The organism is Zhouia spongiae, from assembly GCF_022760175.1.
GTDB classification, from domain to species: domain Bacteria; phylum Bacteroidota; class Bacteroidia; order Flavobacteriales; family Flavobacteriaceae; genus Zhouia; species Zhouia spongiae.
In genome coordinates, this window is sequence record NZ_CP094326.1 from 59,726 (window position 1) to 78,798 (window position 19,073).

Annotated in this window: 20 protein-coding genes; 13 read left to right on the forward strand and 7 right to left on the reverse strand. The window is 40.5% G+C overall.

Annotation, left to right across the window (positions count from 1 at the left end; genetic code table 11):
* Positions 1-28 precede the first annotated feature (28 nt).
* From MQE36_RS17005 to MQE36_RS00245, 5 genes are all read left to right on the forward strand, one after another.
* A complete protein-coding gene (locus MQE36_RS17005; protein WP_341461480.1) occupies positions 29-178 on the forward strand; it encodes a hypothetical protein in 150 nt (49 codons plus the stop codon).
* 250 nt (positions 179-428) lie between these two features.
* Positions 429-2,666, forward strand: coding sequence for a nitric-oxide reductase large subunit (locus MQE36_RS00230; protein WP_242937202.1), 2,238 nt, complete (start codon positions 429-431; stop codon positions 2,664-2,666).
* A 3-nt stretch (positions 2,667-2,669) separates the two neighbouring features.
* Positions 2,670-3,401, forward strand: coding sequence for an iron-sulfur cluster repair di-iron protein (gene ric / locus MQE36_RS00235; protein ID WP_242937203.1), 732 nt, complete (start codon positions 2,670-2,672; stop codon positions 3,399-3,401).
* A gap of 97 nt (positions 3,402-3,498) precedes the next feature.
* Positions 3,499-4,710 (forward strand): hypothetical protein, encoded by a 1,212-nt coding sequence (locus MQE36_RS00240; RefSeq protein ID WP_242937204.1) that lies wholly within the window; start codon positions 3,499-3,501, stop codon positions 4,708-4,710.
* Positions 4,711-4,744: 34 nt separating this feature from the next.
* Positions 4,745-5,206: a hemerythrin domain-containing protein gene (locus MQE36_RS00245; RefSeq protein ID WP_242937205.1), complete on the forward strand. Its 462-nt coding sequence runs from the start codon at positions 4,745-4,747 to the stop codon at positions 5,204-5,206.
* Positions 5,207-5,217: 11 nt separating this feature from the next.
* Here MQE36_RS00245 and MQE36_RS00250 read toward each other — a convergent pair whose 3' ends face one another.
* The 4 genes from MQE36_RS00250 to nirK are packed head-to-tail and all read right to left on the reverse strand — an operon-like array spanning position 5,218 to position 9,516.
* A complete protein-coding gene (locus tag MQE36_RS00250; protein WP_242937206.1) occupies positions 5,218-6,477 on the reverse strand; it encodes an alginate export family protein in 1,260 nt (419 codons plus the stop codon).
* Between the two features lie 34 nt (positions 6,478-6,511).
* The gene (locus MQE36_RS00255) at positions 6,512-7,240 is read right to left on the reverse strand and encodes an SCO family protein (protein ID WP_242937207.1); all 729 of its coding nucleotides are present in this window, start codon (positions 7,238-7,240) and stop codon (positions 6,512-6,514) included.
* A gap of 2 nt (positions 7,241-7,242) precedes the next feature.
* Complete coding sequence (locus MQE36_RS00260; RefSeq protein WP_242937208.1) at positions 7,243-8,025, reverse strand: formylglycine-generating enzyme family protein; 783 nt, start codon at positions 8,023-8,025, stop codon at positions 7,243-7,245.
* 12 nt (positions 8,026-8,037) lie between these two features.
* A complete protein-coding gene (gene nirK / locus MQE36_RS00265) occupies positions 8,038-9,516 on the reverse strand; it encodes a copper-containing nitrite reductase (protein ID WP_242937209.1) in 1,479 nt (492 codons plus the stop codon).
* Between the two features lie 258 nt (positions 9,517-9,774).
* Here nirK and MQE36_RS00270 point away from each other — a divergent pair, with 258 nt between their 5' ends.
* From MQE36_RS00270 to MQE36_RS00305, 8 genes are all read left to right on the forward strand, one after another.
* Entirely contained in the window at positions 9,775-10,656 is an 882-nt protein-coding gene (locus MQE36_RS00270; RefSeq protein WP_242937210.1) for an SDR family oxidoreductase, read from the forward strand.
* 105 nt (positions 10,657-10,761) lie between these two features.
* Positions 10,762-11,535: a ParA family protein gene (locus MQE36_RS00275; protein ID WP_242937211.1), complete on the forward strand. Its 774-nt coding sequence runs from the start codon at positions 10,762-10,764 to the stop codon at positions 11,533-11,535.
* The gene (locus MQE36_RS00280) at positions 11,535-12,434 is read left to right on the forward strand and encodes a ParB/RepB/Spo0J family partition protein (protein WP_242937212.1); all 900 of its coding nucleotides are present in this window, start codon (positions 11,535-11,537) and stop codon (positions 12,432-12,434) included. The genes MQE36_RS00275 and MQE36_RS00280 overlap by 1 nt, the downstream gene beginning before the upstream one ends.
* The gene (locus tag MQE36_RS00285) at positions 12,434-13,087 is read left to right on the forward strand and encodes a DUF5683 domain-containing protein (RefSeq protein WP_242937213.1); all 654 of its coding nucleotides are present in this window, start codon (positions 12,434-12,436) and stop codon (positions 13,085-13,087) included. The genes MQE36_RS00280 and MQE36_RS00285 overlap by 1 nt, the downstream gene beginning before the upstream one ends.
* Before the next feature lie 4 nt (positions 13,088-13,091).
* Positions 13,092-13,793 (forward strand): 4-hydroxy-tetrahydrodipicolinate reductase, encoded by a 702-nt coding sequence (gene dapB / locus MQE36_RS00290; protein ID WP_242937214.1) that lies wholly within the window; start codon positions 13,092-13,094, stop codon positions 13,791-13,793.
* Between the two features lie 53 nt (positions 13,794-13,846).
* Positions 13,847-15,439 carry a signal peptidase I gene (gene lepB / locus MQE36_RS00295; RefSeq protein ID WP_242937215.1) on the forward strand — a complete coding sequence of 531 codons (1,593 nt, stop codon included), beginning with the start codon at positions 13,847-13,849 and terminating at the stop codon, positions 15,437-15,439.
* Positions 15,440-15,452: 13 nt separating this feature from the next.
* A complete protein-coding gene (locus MQE36_RS00300; protein ID WP_242937216.1) occupies positions 15,453-16,070 on the forward strand; it encodes a WbqC family protein in 618 nt (205 codons plus the stop codon).
* A gap of 4 nt (positions 16,071-16,074) precedes the next feature.
* Positions 16,075-16,383: a DUF6122 family protein gene (locus tag MQE36_RS00305; protein ID WP_242937217.1), complete on the forward strand. Its 309-nt coding sequence runs from the start codon at positions 16,075-16,077 to the stop codon at positions 16,381-16,383.
* On the opposite strand, the gene MQE36_RS00310 is transcribed toward MQE36_RS00305, so the two are convergent.
* From MQE36_RS00310 to MQE36_RS00320, 3 genes are read right to left on the reverse strand one after another with little or no spacing between them, the layout of a single operon-like run.
* Positions 16,378-17,400, reverse strand: a complete 1,023-nt coding sequence (locus MQE36_RS00310; protein ID WP_242937218.1) for an endonuclease/exonuclease/phosphatase family protein — start codon at positions 17,398-17,400, stop codon at positions 16,378-16,380. The two genes, MQE36_RS00305 and MQE36_RS00310, sit on opposite strands and share 6 nt — an antisense overlap.
* 3 nt (positions 17,401-17,403) lie before the next feature.
* Positions 17,404-18,270: a rhomboid family protein gene (locus MQE36_RS00315; RefSeq protein WP_242937219.1), complete on the reverse strand. Its 867-nt coding sequence runs from the start codon at positions 18,268-18,270 to the stop codon at positions 17,404-17,406.
* Positions 18,267-19,070, reverse strand: coding sequence for a rhomboid family intramembrane serine protease (locus MQE36_RS00320; RefSeq protein ID WP_242937220.1), 804 nt, complete (start codon positions 19,068-19,070; stop codon positions 18,267-18,269). Before MQE36_RS00320 ends, MQE36_RS00315 begins: the two co-directional genes overlap by 4 nt.
* Positions 19,071-19,073: the final 3 nt, after the last annotated feature.

A 19,073-nucleotide genomic window follows, 5' to 3' on the forward strand; every position in this document is an offset into this window, starting at 1 on the left:
ACCTTTGCTATGATTTTTAACGTAAAAGATGCTTTCAAAAACATGTGAATACGGGCTCAAAGCAGCAATTTTTATAGCACTTCATTCAAATGATAATAACAGGGTCAGTTTGAAGGCTATTGCCGAACAGATCAATTCACCTGTTGCTTTTACCGCAAAATCTTACAGAAGTTGGTAAAGAGTAATATTGTTTGTTCTGTAAAAGGTAAGCATGGAGGATTCGAAATTGAGAAAAACAAGTAAATGCGACGACACACATCCTTGTCCAATCCATCTCAAGTTTATTTTTATCAGAGACCACTTAAAGTTTTTGCTTGAAACAACTCGTCTTGAAAACTTGTCACAAAGTATTAAAGATGGCCCCTCGTACTTAAGAACATAATTTTTTTAAATATAAATAAGATAATTTTATCCGAATTGATTTTACTATGAACAGAGAACGAAAACTATGGATTGGATTTGCATTGGTAATGCTAATTTCCTTTAGTGTATTGGGCTACTACGGTTATCAGATCTATCAGGAATCTCCCCCCGTACCCAAATCAATTATTACAGACAATAACCAGGTAATATTCACCGAACAAGAAATAAAAGACGGTCAGAATATCTGGCAAAGTATCGGTGGACAGGAAGTAGGTTCCGTCTGGGGACATGGAGCATATGTAGCACCGGACTGGACAGCCGATTGGCTGCATCGTGAAGCGCTTTTTATACTAAATGTCTTTGCCCAGAATGACTTTAATACTTCTTATGAAAAATTAAATGATGAACAGCAGGCAGCACTACAAGTCCGCTTACAGAATGAATTAAGGCCAAACACATACAATGAAGCATCTCAGACAATAACCATATCTCCTGTACGGGCAGAAGCAATAAAATACCTGAGTAAATACTACAAAGGCCTCTTTACCGACGATCCGGAATTCGACCAGCTGAGAAAAGATTACGCCATTCCGAAAAACAGTATCAAAGACGATGCCCGGATGCATAAAATGAATGCCTTTTTCTTTTGGGCTACCTGGGCAACAGTAACAGAACGTCCCGGCAGCGATATTTCATATACACACAACTGGCCCGCAGACGAACTGGTTGGTAATAAACCAACACGCGATCTGCTCGCCTGGTCCGGTGTAAGTATCATTCTATTAATTCTATGTATAGGAATTATGGTCTTCTATCATGTAAAATCGGGCGAAGACGAGAATGTACCGGCACCTGCCGAAGACCCTTTGCTCAAGCAAGGTATAACCCCCTCAATGAAACTCGTAAAAAAATATTTCTGGGTAGTCAGCCTGCTAATGGTATTACAAATGCTATTGGGAATCGTCACTGCTCATTACGGCGTGGAAGGTGACGGATTTTACGGAATTCCGTTAGATCAGATTTTGCCGTATTCAGTATCGCGAACCTGGCATACGCAACTGGCCATTTTCTGGATAGCAACAGCATGGCTGGCAACAGGACTTTACATAGCTCCGGCAGTTTCAGGAAAAGATCCGAAATTTCAAAAATTCGGTATCAATTTCCTCTTTATCGCTTTACTGATTATAGTGCTGGGGTCTATGGCCGGACAATGGCTTGGAGTAATGCAAAAACTCGATCTTATCGATAATTTCTGGTTCGGTCACCAGGGTTATGAATATGTCGATCTGGGAAGATTCTGGCAAATATTCCTGCTTATCGGTTTATTCTTATGGCTTACCTTAATGGTACGTCCGTTAATTCCGGTACTGAAAAAGAAAACTGCCGAAAAGAACCTCATCATCATGTTCCTGGTATCATGTACTGCAATAGCTACATTCTATGCAGCAGGACTCATGTGGGGAAGGCAAACCAATATCGCCATTGCTGAATACTGGAGATGGTGGGTAGTTCACCTCTGGGTAGAAGGCTTCTTCGAAGTATTTGCAACTGTTGTTATTGCTTTTCTCTTTGTTAGATTAGGATTATTAAAAACAAAAACAGCTACCCTGAATGTATTGCTGGCCACCATTATATTCATGTCCGGAGGAATATTAGGAACTTTCCATCACTTGTATTTTTCAGGAACTCCGACTGCGGTAATGGCCTTGGGTGCCACTTTTAGCGCCCTCGAAGTCGTGCCCCTTACCCTGATCGGCTATGAAGCCTACCATAATTATAAATTGTCAAAGGCCACCAAATGGCTCGAAGATTACAAATGGCCTATATACTTTATGATTGCAGTGGCCTTCTGGAACTTCTTAGGAGCAGGGATTTTCGGCTTCATCATCAATCCTCCTATTGCATTATACTACGTACAGGGACTCAACACAACTCCGCTGCACGGACATACTGCTTTATTCGGTGTGTACGGTATGCTCGGAATCGGATTGATGCTCTTCGTCCTCCGAAGCTTGTACAGAAATACGCAATGGAATAACAAATTGTTAAGAATTAGCTTCTGGACCCTCAACATAGGCCTGTTGGCAATGGCCCTTCTCAGTTTATTACCTATAGGGGTGTGGCAGGCCGTAGAAAGTATCGAACACGGAATGTGGTATGCCCGTTCGTCAGAACTTATGCAACACCCGACAATGAACTTTTTAAAATGGTTACGCTCTATAGGCGACATTATTTTCGCCATAGGCATTGTTACCATTTGCTGGTTTGTATTTCAATTAACATTAAAGAATAAAAAAAATTAGATCATGGAAACACTGGAAAAAAAACAAATTGGAGAATTTGTAGCAGACGATTTCAGAACCGCAGCTGTATTCTCAAAACATGGAATCGATTTTTGCTGTAAGGGAAACAGAACAATCGATGAAGTATGTTCTAAAAAGGGAATCGACAAAGACCTTCTGCTACATAGCCTGGAAGAAGTACTGAACAACAAGTCCGAACAATCTATCGACTACAAATCGTGGCCTTTAGATCTGCTTATAGATTATATAGAGAAAAAGCATCACAGGTATGTAGAACAAACCACCCCCGTACTGTTGCAGTTCCTCGATAAGTTAAGAAAGGTACATGGCGAAAGACACCCTGAACTGTTTGAGGTATATGAATTATTTTCCGGATCCGCAGGAGACCTGGCACAACACATGAAAAAAGAAGAACTTGTTTTATTTCCATTTGTAAAAAAAATGGTAAAAGCACGACTAACCGGAGAGGCGATTGAAATGCCGCACTTCGGAACTGTCGAAAACCCTATTGAAATGATGAAACACGAACATGACAACGAAGGGGAACGATTCAGGGAGATCGCTAAAATAACCGGTAACTATACCCCGCCTGCTGACGCTTGTAATACCTACCGGGTTGCATTCTCGATGCTTGAAGAGTTTGAAAAAGACCTGCACCTCCATATTCATCTGGAAAACAATATTCTTTTTCCGGAAGCACTAAAACTTGAACACCTGTTCTCACAAGAGTCTTGATTATGATTGGTTTTTAATGATCCGGGGGGAAATCAGACAGTTCCTCCCGGATTTTTTGTTTCTAATAACTACCTTTATCAAACAATCTATATTTTCCATGCTGAAAAACCTGACCCTTGTTTCTTTATTGAACTTTCTCGTAGCTGCCTTGATGGGACTTACACTGCGCTTTGCTTATGTGTTGCCCATTGATATTAATTACAGGTTTCTGACACATGGTCATTCTCATGTTGCCATGTTAGGCTGGGCATACTTGATGCTTTTCACTTTCATTATTCATTACTTTATCCCACACCCCCGAAAAGTGTATAAAAACCTGTTTTGGGTTACAGAACTTTCCGTGATAGGCATGATGATCAGTTTCCCCCTTCAGGGATATGCTGCGTTCTCTATCAGCTTTTCAACCCTGCACATTTTTTGCAGTTACTTCTTTGTTTACCTCCTTTGGAAAGATCTGGGCAACAAATCGTTTTTTAGCACAAAACTCTTAAAAACAGCTCTTATCTTTATGCTTATATCTACTATAGGCGTGTGGTGCTTAGGTCCGGCAATGGTTTTTTCTGGTCCGGCATCCGCTCTGTACCAAATAGCCATCCAGTTCTTTCTGCACTTCCAGTTTAACGGATGGTTTATGATTGCAGTCATCGCCTTGTTTATAAAGCAATTTGAAAAAAAGGGGCTCGTCATCAACAACAACCTGTTCTATGTATTTTATAAGCTACTCGTTCTCGCAACTGTTTGTACCCTGGCTCTCCCGGTAAGCTGGTTTATAAAACATCCGGCCTTTCAATGGCTGAACAGTTTTGGAGTCCTTATCCAACTGCTGGCATTATGGTATTTTATAAAATTGCTCCAACCCGTTTTAAGAAGGTTCCGGATACAGACAAATACTGTCACCATTCACGCTTATAGGTTTGCTTTGGCATGCTTCATCATCAAAATACTCCTTCAGTCAGCCTCTCTTTTTCCGGAAGTCGGAATACTCTCATTTCAGATCAAGAACTTTGTTATCGGATTTATCCACCTTTCAATGCTTGGAGTTATAACCGGGTTTTTATTTGCTTTTATCTCACAAACAAGCCTGATACAGCGATCGCAGAACTGGTTTGGATTCGGCTTTTACCTTTTCTTATATGGTTTTATCGGAACTGAAATCATATTATTCATACAAGGAATATTATTTTACCTGGGTATCGGACTCATCCCCTCGTATTACGACATCTTGTTTGTCTTAAGCGGCTTTTTACCGGCAGGCATCATTTGTATCATCGTTAGCGTGATTAAAAACAAGCTCCATCCGCGCTTTTAAACTCTGATATAAGTCAACTTAAAAACATTAAATTATGAAACGTACTCCCCTAAAACGGCATAAAGCACTGCAACCCCTAAGCAGAGAACACCATCATGGGCTCCTTCTGTCATGGAAAATAAGAAGTGGCTTTAAAAAAGGAATTGCCCCTGAACGGATTAAAAATTATGCCGACTGGTTTTATAAAAATTATTTAATCCCGCATTTTAAAACAGAAGAAGAACACATATTCCCTGTTCTTGGAATAGATCACAAACTTGTAGAAAGAGCCTTGGAAGACCATCAGGAATTACACTTACTGTTCGAACAAATTACCGATTTAAGCAATGTTCTCCATCGGATTGAGCAAAAACTCGACGATCATATTCGTTTCGAGGAGCGCATTCTTTTTCCGGAAATTCAGAAAACAGCTGGTGATGAGCAAATGAATGAGATAGAAAAAATTCACCATGCAATCCCTTTTAAAGACAATCTGCATGATGAATTTTGGAAATAATAACTATCGTTTTATTTTTTTTTTGAATTAAAGATGGCAGGATTGAAGTTTACACTTATCCACGCCCAGTTTTGAGTATTTCCGGAGTCTCCTCCTTTCAATATTTCCATCGAATCAGTTCCGAACATTTGCGAATATCCCATCGCCAAACCTATATTCTTATGAATTTTATAGTTTGCCGCAACATCTATTTCAGTCCCCAGATACTTATCTGCTTCTGATGCACCATTCATCATATTCGCAGCAGACCAGAACAGGTGTGGCTGTACCGATACATTAAATTTATCCTTTTTATAAAATATTTTGGCATACACATCGGTTAACCCTACCGAATTAATATGGTTCCCTACATAAAAATAATCCATAAAACCATTAAAAGCGTGGTTAGTACCAAAAAGCGGGTTAAATGCATTAACGTCTCCTGAAGTTTCGCCCATGTCTGTGCCGGAAAGATATTCTCCTCCTATTCCTGTTGTCCAGGAATCAGAAATATTAAAATATACATTCGCACTAAAGTTCCACGCGCTCACATCTGAGTCGTTACGCTCCCCAAACTGTCCATAGGCCCCTAAATCTCCATACCATGAATTGTGTTTAAACTTATAAAAACCTCCGATGGTCTGCATGTATTGTGTATTCAAATCACCGGTTACACTATCTTCAAATTCAAACCCGGTATTCAATGCCAGCAAACTTAATTGTGATGCATTAAAATTTATATGATACCACAAAAACTGCATGTTCTTAAAGTTATTAAGCGTATAAGGCGTTTCTGCCAGGACCTCAGCTTCTGAGCTCACCGAGATTGCAAAATCCAGTCGGCTTTTTTCATTCGGCTTGAAAGTAGTTAAAAAAGCATCATGTGAACGCCCCTGTTGTGCCCAGTCTACCGCCCCTAAAATCCGCTGATTATCATACGAAAGCTGCTGGCGACCCAACTTAAAACTCCATTGGTCGTTTAAATTATAAACCCCGTAAGCCTCGTAAATCATCACATTATTTTTATCGGTTGATGTTAAAGTCGGCACATCCCCCCAGACCCTTATATTTTGCAGCGATAGTTTTAGCTCAATTTGTTCCTGTTTAAAACCAAAATTTAACCGGGACCTTTGAGAAACAAGAGACGCTGAGCCCTGATGATCGTCTAATAATGTTTTAAATCCGTTTCTGTATTCAAAACGGGGTCTTAACTGTAAATCCGCTTTAAACTCTTGCGCCGACAACACTTGACAAAACAAACATATTAATAACGTAGTAGTTAATAACCTCATACTTAAAGTATTTAAAGTGAATGGTTTTATAAATCTATAACTCTTTTTTCAATGTACCGACAGCCTTATTGATATGGTTCACCGTGTTATCTGAATTTACCCCTAAACCTTCTTGCTGAAATAACATTTCTCCGTTATGACTAAAAACACTTATAATATTTGAATGTGAAAAATCGATCGGCGAAATTTCTTTATAACTGACAGCCACTACGGCCGCAAACTCCCTTGTATTCTCTTCAGTCGACCTTAAAAACATCCAGGGAGCATCATCCATAAAGTTTTCTTTGGCAAAGCTTTTAAGACGTGCCGGCGTATCGGTTTCCGGGTCTATGCTGACAAAGATCATTTTTATATGATTTTTCGCCTCTTCAGACAACCGGGCTTCGATATTCCTCATATCAGCTACCAGGCGCGGGCATGCAGCTTTACAAGAAGTATAAATCATGACCATGACAAGTACATCACCCTGTAAATCCTTAAATTTAATTGCTTTCCCGTTTTGGTCTGTCCAGGTAGAACTCAAGTTAAAAATAGACATCTCAGGTATCACAGCTTGGGATAATTTTTCTGTTTTGTCCGGTTTTACACGCTCCAGATCCATTTTACATACAGGACAGCTTCCCTCTTCCTCATACAACCTATCGCCTTCACAATGCATCGGGCATTCGTAAAGTACCATATTATCTGCCCCCGTTCCTGAATTTGATTGTTTACAGGAAACAAAAGCCAATAAGACCGTAAGTATTACAATTGCTTTTTTCATAATCATTCAATATTGTTTATATCTTTAGCACACCTGAATCCCAGGTTCCTGATAGCATACCTTGCCTTTACACTTCCTCTGAAAGCATATCTCATAAACGCAGCATAATTCATCAGGTCAGTAGCTCCTATGGCGGCACTGCCGCAAAATAAATTGCTGTCCTTATCGACATCTTTTCTCGATTCCCCGGATATTAAGACGGAATTAAAATCTAATGTCCACTCCCAAACCAGTCCGTGTAAATCATACACCCCCCAATAATTCTTTTCTGTTTGTCCAATACTGTTTTTATAGGTTTTAGGTGCTTCATACCAGGACAAAATCTGCTGATTGTATGACTCATTAATCCGGGCATCACGCATTTTTTTATCAGCCATCGCAACATACTCCCACTCATCAATAGTTGGTAATCTTTTACCCTGGCATTCACAATAAGCTTTTGCTGCAAACCAGGAAACATAGGTTACAGGACTTCTTAAATCTACATCTTCCCTAAGTTCAAAGTCACCCTTCCAGTTATACAGATAGTTCCCTTCTGCAAACAACTTCTTTACTTTTGTCTTTTGCCATTGTGGATGCTCTCTGACAAAATCGATAAAAGCCGCATTAGTAACCGGATATACATCTATTTCAAAGTCTTTCACTTCTACTACCGTAGAATCTCGTCCGTATAAAGGAATATACCTGCTTCCCTCTATGAATGCCATGCCTTCAGACTGACCATAGCCAAAACCATTCATCAGCAAAAAACATAAAACAAATATTCTGAAGGCAGTGGAATCCATAGCTGTCTGATTTTATAAATTCGGGTTATTTCTCACTTTCTCAACCATCTGTGGCGTTACTACTTTCTTAGAGTTACCCCAGCTGTTGTACACATAGGTTAAAACATTCGCTACTTCCTCATCCGTTAAATTCTGACGGGTCATGATACTGTTGTACTTTTCCCCGTTAACCGTGATCTCCCCGGTGAGGCCATTTAACACAATCCCGATGGTTCTGTCTACATCTGCATTCAGGTAATCAGACTTCGATAACGGCGGAAAGGCTCCGGCGACTCCCTGTCCTTCTGCCTGATGACAGGCAAAACACGTTTGCATATAAGTCTGTTTTCCAAACTTCATTTGTTCCTCCGGGGTTTTGGCCGTTTGATCAGCCTTTACCAATTCGTCGGTAGTCGGCATCGACTGAATTCCTCCCCCTTCCGGCAGGTATATATCATCTCTCAGTTCTCCTGAGTATATGGTTTTATCTTCCTCTCCCTGAACTTTTAACATTCCCAGGGCTCCTTTGTTAAACGCCCTGAAAATAGAGTGGTCGACCAGTATAAACGTTCCCGGCACGTCCACCTTAAATTCTACAATTGCTGCTCCTCCGGCAGGAATTAATGTAGTTTGAACATTCTCATTTATCCGGTCTCCCCCTTCTATATGAACTTTATCAAAAATTTCACCAATAACATGAAAAGAAGAAACCAGATTAGGCCCCCCGTTACCAACAAAAAGCCGCACGGTCTCCCCTACATTTGCCGTAATGGCATTATCGCCGGTGAGTGCCCCTACCTTTCCGTTAAACACTACATAATCGGCATTTTCATCAACAGCTTTCTGCATATCAAAGGGCTGTAAACCTCTTTCACCGTTTTTCCCTTCCGTATAAAAATCACCTTGCATGATATAATACTCCTTATCGACCAATGGCAATCCGCCCTCAGGCTCCACCAAAATCAGCCCGTACATACCATTCGCAATATGCATCCCCACCGGAGCCGTTGCGCAGTGATATACATACAACCCGGGATTTAAGACCTTAAATGAAAAGACTTTTTCATGCCCCGGCGCCACAAAAGAGGATTCCGCTCCCCCTCCTGGTCCTGTAACGGCATGAAGGTCTATATTATGAGGTAATTTATTATCAGGATGGTTCTTTAAGTGAAATTCAACTTCGTCTCCTACACGGGTTCTGATAAAACTCCCCGGAACAGTTCCTCCGAAAGTCCAGTAAACATAGCTGACCCCATTGGTCATCTCTCCTTCCTTTTCCAGAATCTCCATATCAACAATGAGTTTCTTGGCCTTTCTTTCCCCTACCGGCCGGGGCACATTGGGCGGCGATGTTAATTCTGCTTCCATCTCCTGAAATACGGGGATATCTACCGCGCTTGCCAGTTCCTTCTTCCCGTCATCAGCACATGAAAAAAACAGGATACAGATCAAACCTAAAACTCCAATTCCCTTAAAATAGTTCGCAACAGCTAATTTGATGTCTAGTTTCATAGTATATTCATTTTATTACTGAATTCATAAAATACGATAATAAGACCTTTATATCCTTTTATTTTTTATGATATTTTACTTATTCTTATTTACACAGGTAAAGATATTTCGTTTAGACGTGCTTACACATGATATTTATCAGCTACCCCAAAAACATAAAACTTATACCTCCCCGTATTGAGTTGTAAACCCTCCTTTGTCTTCGGGCTGGCTGAACCGAAATATTTTCATACTTTTAGCTTACTAAAAACGATCTACATGAATTATACGGATAAAATGCTTCGCGATGGAGCTTTAGAAGGAAAAAGCATTGTTGTTACCGGCGGTGGCAGTGGTTTAGGGAAAGCCATGACCCGATACTTCCTGGAGTTGGGAGCAAAAGTAGCCATCACCTCCAGAAACATTGAAAAACTTGAAAATACCGCCAAAGAGCTGGAAACAGAAACCGGAGGAACATGCCTGCCCCTTCAATGCGATGTAAGGCATTACGACCAGGTTGAAGCCATGAGAGATAAGGCTATTGGAGCATTTGGTAAAATAGATGTACTTTTAAACAATGCGGCAGGAAATTTTATTTCTCCTACTGAAAGGCTTTCTGCAAACGCCTTCGATACTATTATTGATATTGTTTTAAAGGGCTCTAAAAACTGTACACTGGCATTCGGAAAACATTGGATCGATACCAAACAGGAAAATACAAACATTTTAAATATCGTTACAACATACGCGTGGACCGGTTCTGCATATGTTGTTCCTTCGGCAACTGCCAAAGCCGGTGTACTTGCGATGACAAGGAGTCTGGCGGTAGAATGGGCTAAATACGGAATTCGCTCCAACGCAATTGCTCCCGGTCCCTTCCCCACAAAAGGAGCATGGGACAGGCTGCTTCCCGGAGATTTAAAGGAAAAATTCGACCTTTCAAAAAAAGTGCCTTTAAAACGTGTCGGCGACCATCAGGAACTGGCAAACCTCGCTGCCTACCTGGTCTCTGACTATTCTGCTTATGTTAACGGTGAGGTCATAACCATCGATGGAGGTGAATGGTTAAAAGGAGCAGGGCAATTTAACCTGCTGGAGGCCATTCCGGAGCAAATGTGGGATATGCTGGAAGCCATGATTAAAGCGAAAAAGAATAAATAGCATTCTTTTTCTGCACATTAGCAGATCCTAAACCAAAGTGTTAATAAAATACATTTTCAAAACTCGCAAATAGTTGTATTTTTACTGCTATAAATGAAAAAATCCATGGGCAAAATTATTGCTATAGCAAATCAAAAAGGAGGAGTAGGTAAAACCACTACTTCCGTTAACCTGGCCGCTGCATTGGGTGTTCTTGAAAAGAAGGTTCTTCTGATCGACGCCGACCCCCAAGCCAATGCTACTTCAGGACTGGGTCTCGATGTGGAAAGTATTGAAATTGGTTCCTATCAGGTATTGGAACATACCCATACCCCTGAAGAGACTATCGTCAAGACAAATTCGCCTAATGTAGACCTGATCCCGGCCCACATAGACTTGGTGGCTATAGAAATTGAACTGGTCGATAAAGACAATCGTGAATACATGCTGAAAAACGCCATGGAAAGCATTAAAGATGCTTACGATTATATTTTAATAGACTGCGCTCCGTCTTTAGGGCTTTTAACATTGAATGCGCTTACATGTGCCGACTCTGTTATCATCCCGATCCAATGCGAATATTTCGCTCTGGAAGGACTGGGGAAATTGCTGAACACGATTAAAAGCGTACAAAAACTACACAACCAGAACCTCGACATCGAAGGCTTGCTGCTAACCATGTATGACTCAAGGTTGAGATTGTCAAATCAGGTGGTGGAAGAAGTTCAGAAACACTTCAGCGAAATGGTATTCGAAACCATTATCCAACGAAATGTACGCCTGAGTGAAGCTCCTAGTTTTGGTGAAACCATTATTAATTACGATGCGACAAGCAAAGGTGCTTCAAATTACTTAAATTTGGCGCATGAAATTATAAAAAAGAATAAGGAAACCGTTTAATGGCAAAAGCAACAAAAAAACAAGCATTAGGAAGAGGATTGTCTGCATTGTTAAAAGATCCTGAAAACGATATCAAATCGGCTGAGGATAAGAATGCAGATAAAGTAGTTGGTAATATTGTAGAATTGGATGTCGAAAGTATTGAGCTTAACCCATTTCAGCCACGTACAAATTTTAACGAGGAAGCACTCGCTGAACTTTCTGTTTCCATTAGGGAACTGGGCGTTATCCAGCCTATTACAGTTCGTAAAATTGATTTTAATAAATACCAGCTGGTATCGGGAGAACGCCGTTTAAGAGCTTCCAAACTGGCAGGTCTCGAAACAGTTCCTGCATATATCAGGATCGCAAACGACCAGGAGTCTTTAGAAATGGCCCTAGTCGAAAACATTCAGCGACAGGACCTGGATCCCATAGAAATTGCCATGTCTTACCAGAGGCTTATAGACGAGATTAGCCTCACACAAGAACAAATGAGTGACAGGGTTGGTAAAAAACGTTCTACCATCACCAACTATTTGCGTTTACTTAAGCTCGATCCCATTATTCAGACAGGCATTCGCGACGGGTTCTTGTCAATGGGACATGGACGTGCCATTATCAATATAGAAGACAAAAAGCAACAACTGCTTATCTACGAAAAGATCCTTTCAGATTCATTATCGGTCAGACAGACCGAAGAATTGGTTCGCACTTACCAGAACAAAGATGCTTCCCGGAAAAATTCCAAAGCAACATCTGACAGTGTCCCCGAATACATCTCAGAAAGCATGGAAGGTCTTACCGAATACTTTTCTACTAAAATAGACGTTAAAGTAGCTAAGAACGGTAAAGGTAAATTAATAATCCCTTTTCACTCGAAAGAAGATTTTTTACGCCTTAAAAAACTATTTGACTAGTGCCTAAACAGCTTTTTTTTTCAATATTCCTTCTGTGTGTTTTAAATACTGTATCTGCACAAGAGAAAGAAACCGATACATTACGGGTTTCCATCGATACTGTGCAGAAAAAACTAAGTAAAAGAGAGCTTCGAAGACAGCAACGGGACAGCATTAAGAATGCTAATTACAAACTGGATCCGCTATCTCCGAGCAAAGCAGCATTTTACTCGGCAATTTTACCGGGTTTGGGGCAGGCATACAATAAACGGTATTGGAAAATCCCCCTCGTTTACGGGGCCATCGGAACCGGATTGTATTTCTATATCGACAACTCTAATCAATACGACCGGTATAGAGAAGCCTACAAAAGCAGGCTCGCAGGCTTTAATACCGACGAGTTCTGGGGTACTGACGAAAACGGAAACCCAAATAGCTCGCCGGATCTCAGTGTAGATGCCTTAAGGGATGCCCAGGAATTCTACCAAAAAAACAAAGATCTGTCACTCCTGATCACCGTCGGTTTATACGCATTGAATATCATCGATGCCAATGTCGATGCGCATCTGAAACAATACAACATGAGTGATGATCTGACATTAAAACCATACATTGACATAAACCAGGTTAACTTCCAGCGAAACTATGGATTAACCCTTACATTCAAATTTTGATCAAATGAAAATTGCATTACTAGGATACGGAAAAATGGGAAAAATGATAGAGCAGATAGCGTTGTCCAGAGGACACGAAATTGTTCTGAAAGTTGATGCAAACGATAACGATTACGAGATTGCCAAAGCAGATGTAGCCATCGATTTTAGCGTTCCGGCATCTGCCTACAATAATATCACAAACTGTTTTGAGAATAACGTCCCTGTAATTTCAGGAACCACCGGTTGGCTCGACAAATACGAAGATGCCGTAGAAATATGTAACAAGAACAACGGAGCCTTCATTTATGCTTCCAACTTCAGCCTTGGGGTAAATGTCTTTTTCCAACTTAATGAATACCTTGCCAGACTGATGAAAAACCTTGCTCAATACCAGGTGAGCATGGAAGAAATTCATCATACCCAAAAGCTTGATGCCCCTAGCGGGACAGCCATCACCTTGGCCGAAGGAATCATTAACAACACATCAAGATCTGCCTGGAAACTGGATGCAGCAGACGAAAATGAAATTCCGATTACAGCCAAAAGAATAGAGAACGTTCCCGGTACACATACCGTTACTTACAAAAGTGATGTCGACACAATCGATATTATCCATACCGCTCACAACAGGGAAGGCTTTGCACTGGGAGCAGTCATTGCCGCTGAATGGATTATCGGCAAACAAGGAATCTTTAACATGAAAGACGTGTTAAACATCGGTTAATACTGTAACAATACACTTATAAAGCACACTAAGAAATACAAAACATCTATATCATGACAATGACTCAATGGTTTATATTTTTTCTGATCATACAGGTAATCCACTTTCTGGGTACCTGGAAATTATATGTTAAGGCTGGAAGGAAATCATGGGAAGCTTTGATCCCCGTTTACAATGCCGTTGTATTGATGAAGATTATAAACCGGCCGTGGTGGTGGGTTATTTTATTATTTATTCCGATTATCAACCTCATCATGTTCCCTGTCGTATGGGTAGAAACCATCAGAAGCTTTGGAAGGAACAGCACTACCGACACCTGGTTGGTTATTATAACCCTGGGGCTTTATATCTTCTATATAAACTATGCCACCGAGGTAAATTTTATTAAAGACAGAAGCCTGAAACCAAGAACCGCCGCAGGCGAATGGATCAGCTCCATCCTTTTTGCCATTGTGGCAGCAACCCTGGTACACACCTATTTTATTCAGCCATATGTAATCCCCACCTCTTCATTGGAGAAAACACTATTGGTAGGCGATTTCCTTTTTGTCAGCAAGTTCCACTACGGGGCCAGAACCCCCATAACCACGGTATCCTTACCAATGGTACACGATACCATCCCAAAATTAGGTATCAAATCGTATGTTCATGAAAATGATACTGATAAAGCCGGTAACTCCATACTGAATAAATTCCAGCTGCCATACTTCAGGTTACCTGGATTTCAAAAGGTAAAACGCAATGAAATTGTTGTTTTTAACTGGCCGGCAGATACCGTTGAACAGTTCTTTAAACACACGAATAAAAGCATCCGTAAACCGATAGACAAAAAGTCTAATTATGTAAAAAGATGCGTCGGTATACCCGGTGACTCATTAGAAATCAAGGATGGATTCATATACATCAACGGCGAAAGAACCGTATTACCGGAAAGGGCAAAACCTCAATTCACCTATTTCGCAAAAGTAAAAGAAGGCAGCAATATCAATCCGCGGTATATGTATGAAAGGTACGGTGTTACCGACCCGATATTCCCTCAGCAAAATGGTATTTATGCCTTTACAGCGCTGACTGAAGAAGCTGCCGAACAACTAAAGAACAACCCTAATGTAGAAAGTATTCAACGCTATGTAGAACCTAAACCGGGAAAAAACCAGGGCGTTTTCCCCGGCGAAACTCAATTTGCATGGAACCAGGATCAATTCGGACCCATATATATTCCGGAGGAAGGAAAAACGATCAACCTCTCAATGGAAACCCTGCCACTTTACAAAAAGATCATAGAAGAATACGAAGGGAACGAACTTAAAGTTTCCGGCAATCAAATCACTATTAACGGACAACCAGCCTCACAGTATACGTTTAAACAAGACTATTACTGGATGATGGGCGATAACCGCCACCGATCTGAAGACAGTCGTTTTTGGGGATATGTACCGGAAGACCATATTGTAGGAAAACCGGTTTTTGTATGGATGAGCTGGGATACTAATGCATCCGGATTCGATAAGATCAGATGGGAACGGCTCTTCACTACCGTGAACGGAGATGGCCAACCCGTATCTTATTTTAAATATTTTATCATCCTACTTTTCGGATGGATTATTTTTGCAGAAATCAGAAAACGCAGGAAGAAAAAGGCATAATTTTTAACCGACCGTGAAAACACTATTACATCCTACATATTTTCCTTCAATTTCTCATTTTGTTGCTATTACCAACAACAATACTATTTTCGAGGTACACGATAATTACCAGAAACAAACCTATCGCAACCGTACCTTTATATACAGTCCAAACGGGAAGCAACTGCTGGGTATCCCTGTAAAACACTCAAAAGGAAGTGGCAGACAAAAATACAGGGAGGTACAGATAGACAACAGCTTTAACTGGCAAAAACAGCACTGGAAGTCACTTGAAACAGCCTACCGTACTTCGCCCTATTTTGAATTCTACGAAGACGAAATAGCTCCTGTTTTCCAGAAAAAGCACCAGTTTTTAATGGATCTGAATTTCGAAACATTAGAACTTATGTGCGAATGTCTGCTACTGGAAACAGAACTCATAAAAACAGGTTCATACCAACGCTACCCCGGTGAGGGCATCAAAGATTTAAGAACTTTAGCCGAATCGAAAAAAGACCCTGTTTTTGGCTTTGAAAACTACATTCAGGTATTTGGCGATAAACTTGGTTTTATCGAAAACCTGAGCATCCTGGACCTGCTATTTAACGAAGGCCCTAACGCCCTTTCTTATTTAGAATCACAATCCCTGTAACTAAATGCTTCGGTTTATAGTTCACTACGGAATCCACTTTCTGGTACCAATACTAATAGCACTGATAATATACAGGAGATCGTGGTTAAAAAGTTCCCTAATCCTCTTAGGCGGGATAATTATCGACATCGATCACATCTGGGCTGATCCCATATTTGACCCAAACAGATGCAGCATAAACTACCACCCGCTCCATACCTACCCTTTTATAATACTCTATACACTCCTATTGTTCCGGAAACAAACACGAATCTTTGGCATTGCCCTGCTTATTCACATTATAGCCGATACCACAGATTGCTTAATGCTATAACCCGATATCACTTTTTACCGGATAATGATCAGAAAGCTTCTGGTCGTAATTCTTATGAGACAATACCTCCAGCCCTTCATCAACCAATATAAAGTCTATACGCAACGGAAAAAACTTAAAAACAAACGTTCTCCCCAAACCAGATCCCTGCTCCTCAAAAGTGTCCTTCATATCCCCCCGTATCAACTTAAAAATATTTGATGAAGCCGTATTATTAAAATCCCCGCAAATAATTTTTTTATAACGACACCCCTTTTTGTGAACCGCCACCATTTCAGCCTGGGTCTGTTGCAATGCAAACGTATTTCCTATCCGTTTAAACAAACGCTCGGAATTCTGCTTGGTAAGTGCTTCCTTATCCGGATTTATCCGGTGTGACTCAAGATGAATATTATAAACCCTTACAGTATCCTGCGCTTTTACAATATCGACATACATCCCATTATTACCCTTACTCGGAAAATCAAGAACTCCTTTATTTATGATCGGATACTTTGAAAAAACAGCATTTCCGTTACTGTTATTCTTTTGCTTATACACATAATGATGATAGGGATAATCTTTAAACGCACTCTCCTTGTCTTTATGAAAATCCTGAAAACAGACCACATCCGGAGACTCCTCTCTAACAAAGTCGATAATTTTCTGATCAACGTCATCGTCCGGTATCCATTTATACACATTAAAATGCCTGACGTTAAAACTCATAACACTTAACACACCCGCTTCCCGTTTCACCTGATCGTTACCCGAAAACCTGTAAAACGCCTTCAGATGCCCATAACCTGCAAGCAAAATGATAAACGACAACAGGAATTGCTTTTTAAACCGCAACACCCAATAACAAAGAAATACTATATTTAAAGTAATTAAGATCGGTACCGAAAGGCTGAATACCGATAATGTAGGGAAACTTCTGGGAAAAACATAAGGCAAGGCATACGACAGCAACAAAAGCGTCGCAAAAAAAGAATTCAGAAGGAAAATAAACTTATTAAACCAACTCAGCTTTTTCATAGATCATTCTTTTCCGGCCCTGAATAAAAAATCCTTTTCTTCTTTGGTCAGACTGTCATAGCCACTTTTACTGATCTTATCAAGAATCTCATCTATTTTACGCTGGTATTCACTTTTACTGATATCAGAACCGGCTTTCGAAGTGTTCTTATTCTTATGAACCGTCTTTAACGGAGATTTTTTATCTCTCTTAAAGAAATTAACCATAGCGTCAACGCCTTTCTCAAAACCACGCCCTATATCTCTTCCCTCTCCCAGTTTTTTTGCATATATAAAACCTAATAAGGCACCTCCCAAATGCGCCAAATGCCCTCCGGCATTCCCCATCGGGATCTGGATCAGGTCAAGCAGGACAAAGAAAGCCCCCAGATGCCATAACTTAATATTAAAGAATATAACACGTACTTCCTGATAAGGCATATAAGTACAAATAAATATCAGTACCGCCATTACCGCTGCCGAAGCCCCGATCAATGCCGTGTTGATCCCGGAAAATGCAGGGAACAGGTTATAACTCAATAAAAACAGGATACCGCCCGCTATAGCTCCGAGAAAATATACATTAAGAAACATCTTCGGGTTAAACAAGTTCAGGAAAATCCTGCCTGTAAAATACAACAGGATCATATTCCAGAAGATATGCATAAAATTAGCATGAAAAAAAGCATAAGACACGATAGACCACGGCTGCAAAATAAAGTCTGAAAAGCCCTTGGGCAATTGAAACCACTGAACGATCACATCTTGCCGTTGTTGCATCAGAAAAACAAACAACGCGTTAACGATAAAGACCCCCACATTGATAACAATTAGCTTTTCCGCAACCGTTAAGGTTTTAAACTTGTATTGAATGTCCCTGGTTATACTCATCGGTCCCACCTGTTTTTGTTAAACTGATTACGTTTCCAGTACCACATCATAATAAAACCGAACAAAGCCCCCCCTACATGGGCAAAATGAGCTATCGGTCCGATGGAGTACTGTGTAAACCCAAAGAATAGGTCTCCCAGTATCAAGATAGGAACAAAATATTTAGCTTTAATAGGAATCGGGAGGAAAATCAACATTAATTCGGCATTCGGGAACATCATGGCAAATGCTACCAATATCCCGTACAAGGCTCCCGAAGCTCCTACTGCTACAGAATTGAATGCAAAATATCCTTCGTCATATATCTCCTGGATGCGGTCTAACCGGATGCCATCATACACACCCGAATTAAGTGTAGCTACCAGCTGGTCATGTGGAAGGCTCAACAACGATCTGACCTGAACACTGTTAAACCCTAAGCCGTTTAAAATTTCCGAAGCCTGAAAAAACTGGTAGAAGTTAAATGCTGAATACACTATTGCCGAACCGATGCCTGCAAACAGATAAAAGAAAAGGAACTTATTCCTTCCCCACATCTGCTCCAGGGGCGTACCAAACATCCACAATCCGAACATATTAAATAAGATATGAGCAAAAACAATCCCCCCGTTGGCTGTAAAAGTGGCATGCATGAACATATGCGTTATGATTTGCCACGGTTTAAAAGCTTCATTTAACGGAAAGTGCAATGCCAAAACAGCTTCAAGATCTATCCCGGACTTCCTGAGCACTATGGTGGCTACCCAGAAAAGTACATTAATGATAATAAGATGCTTTACAGTATCTGAAATTCGTCCCATGTA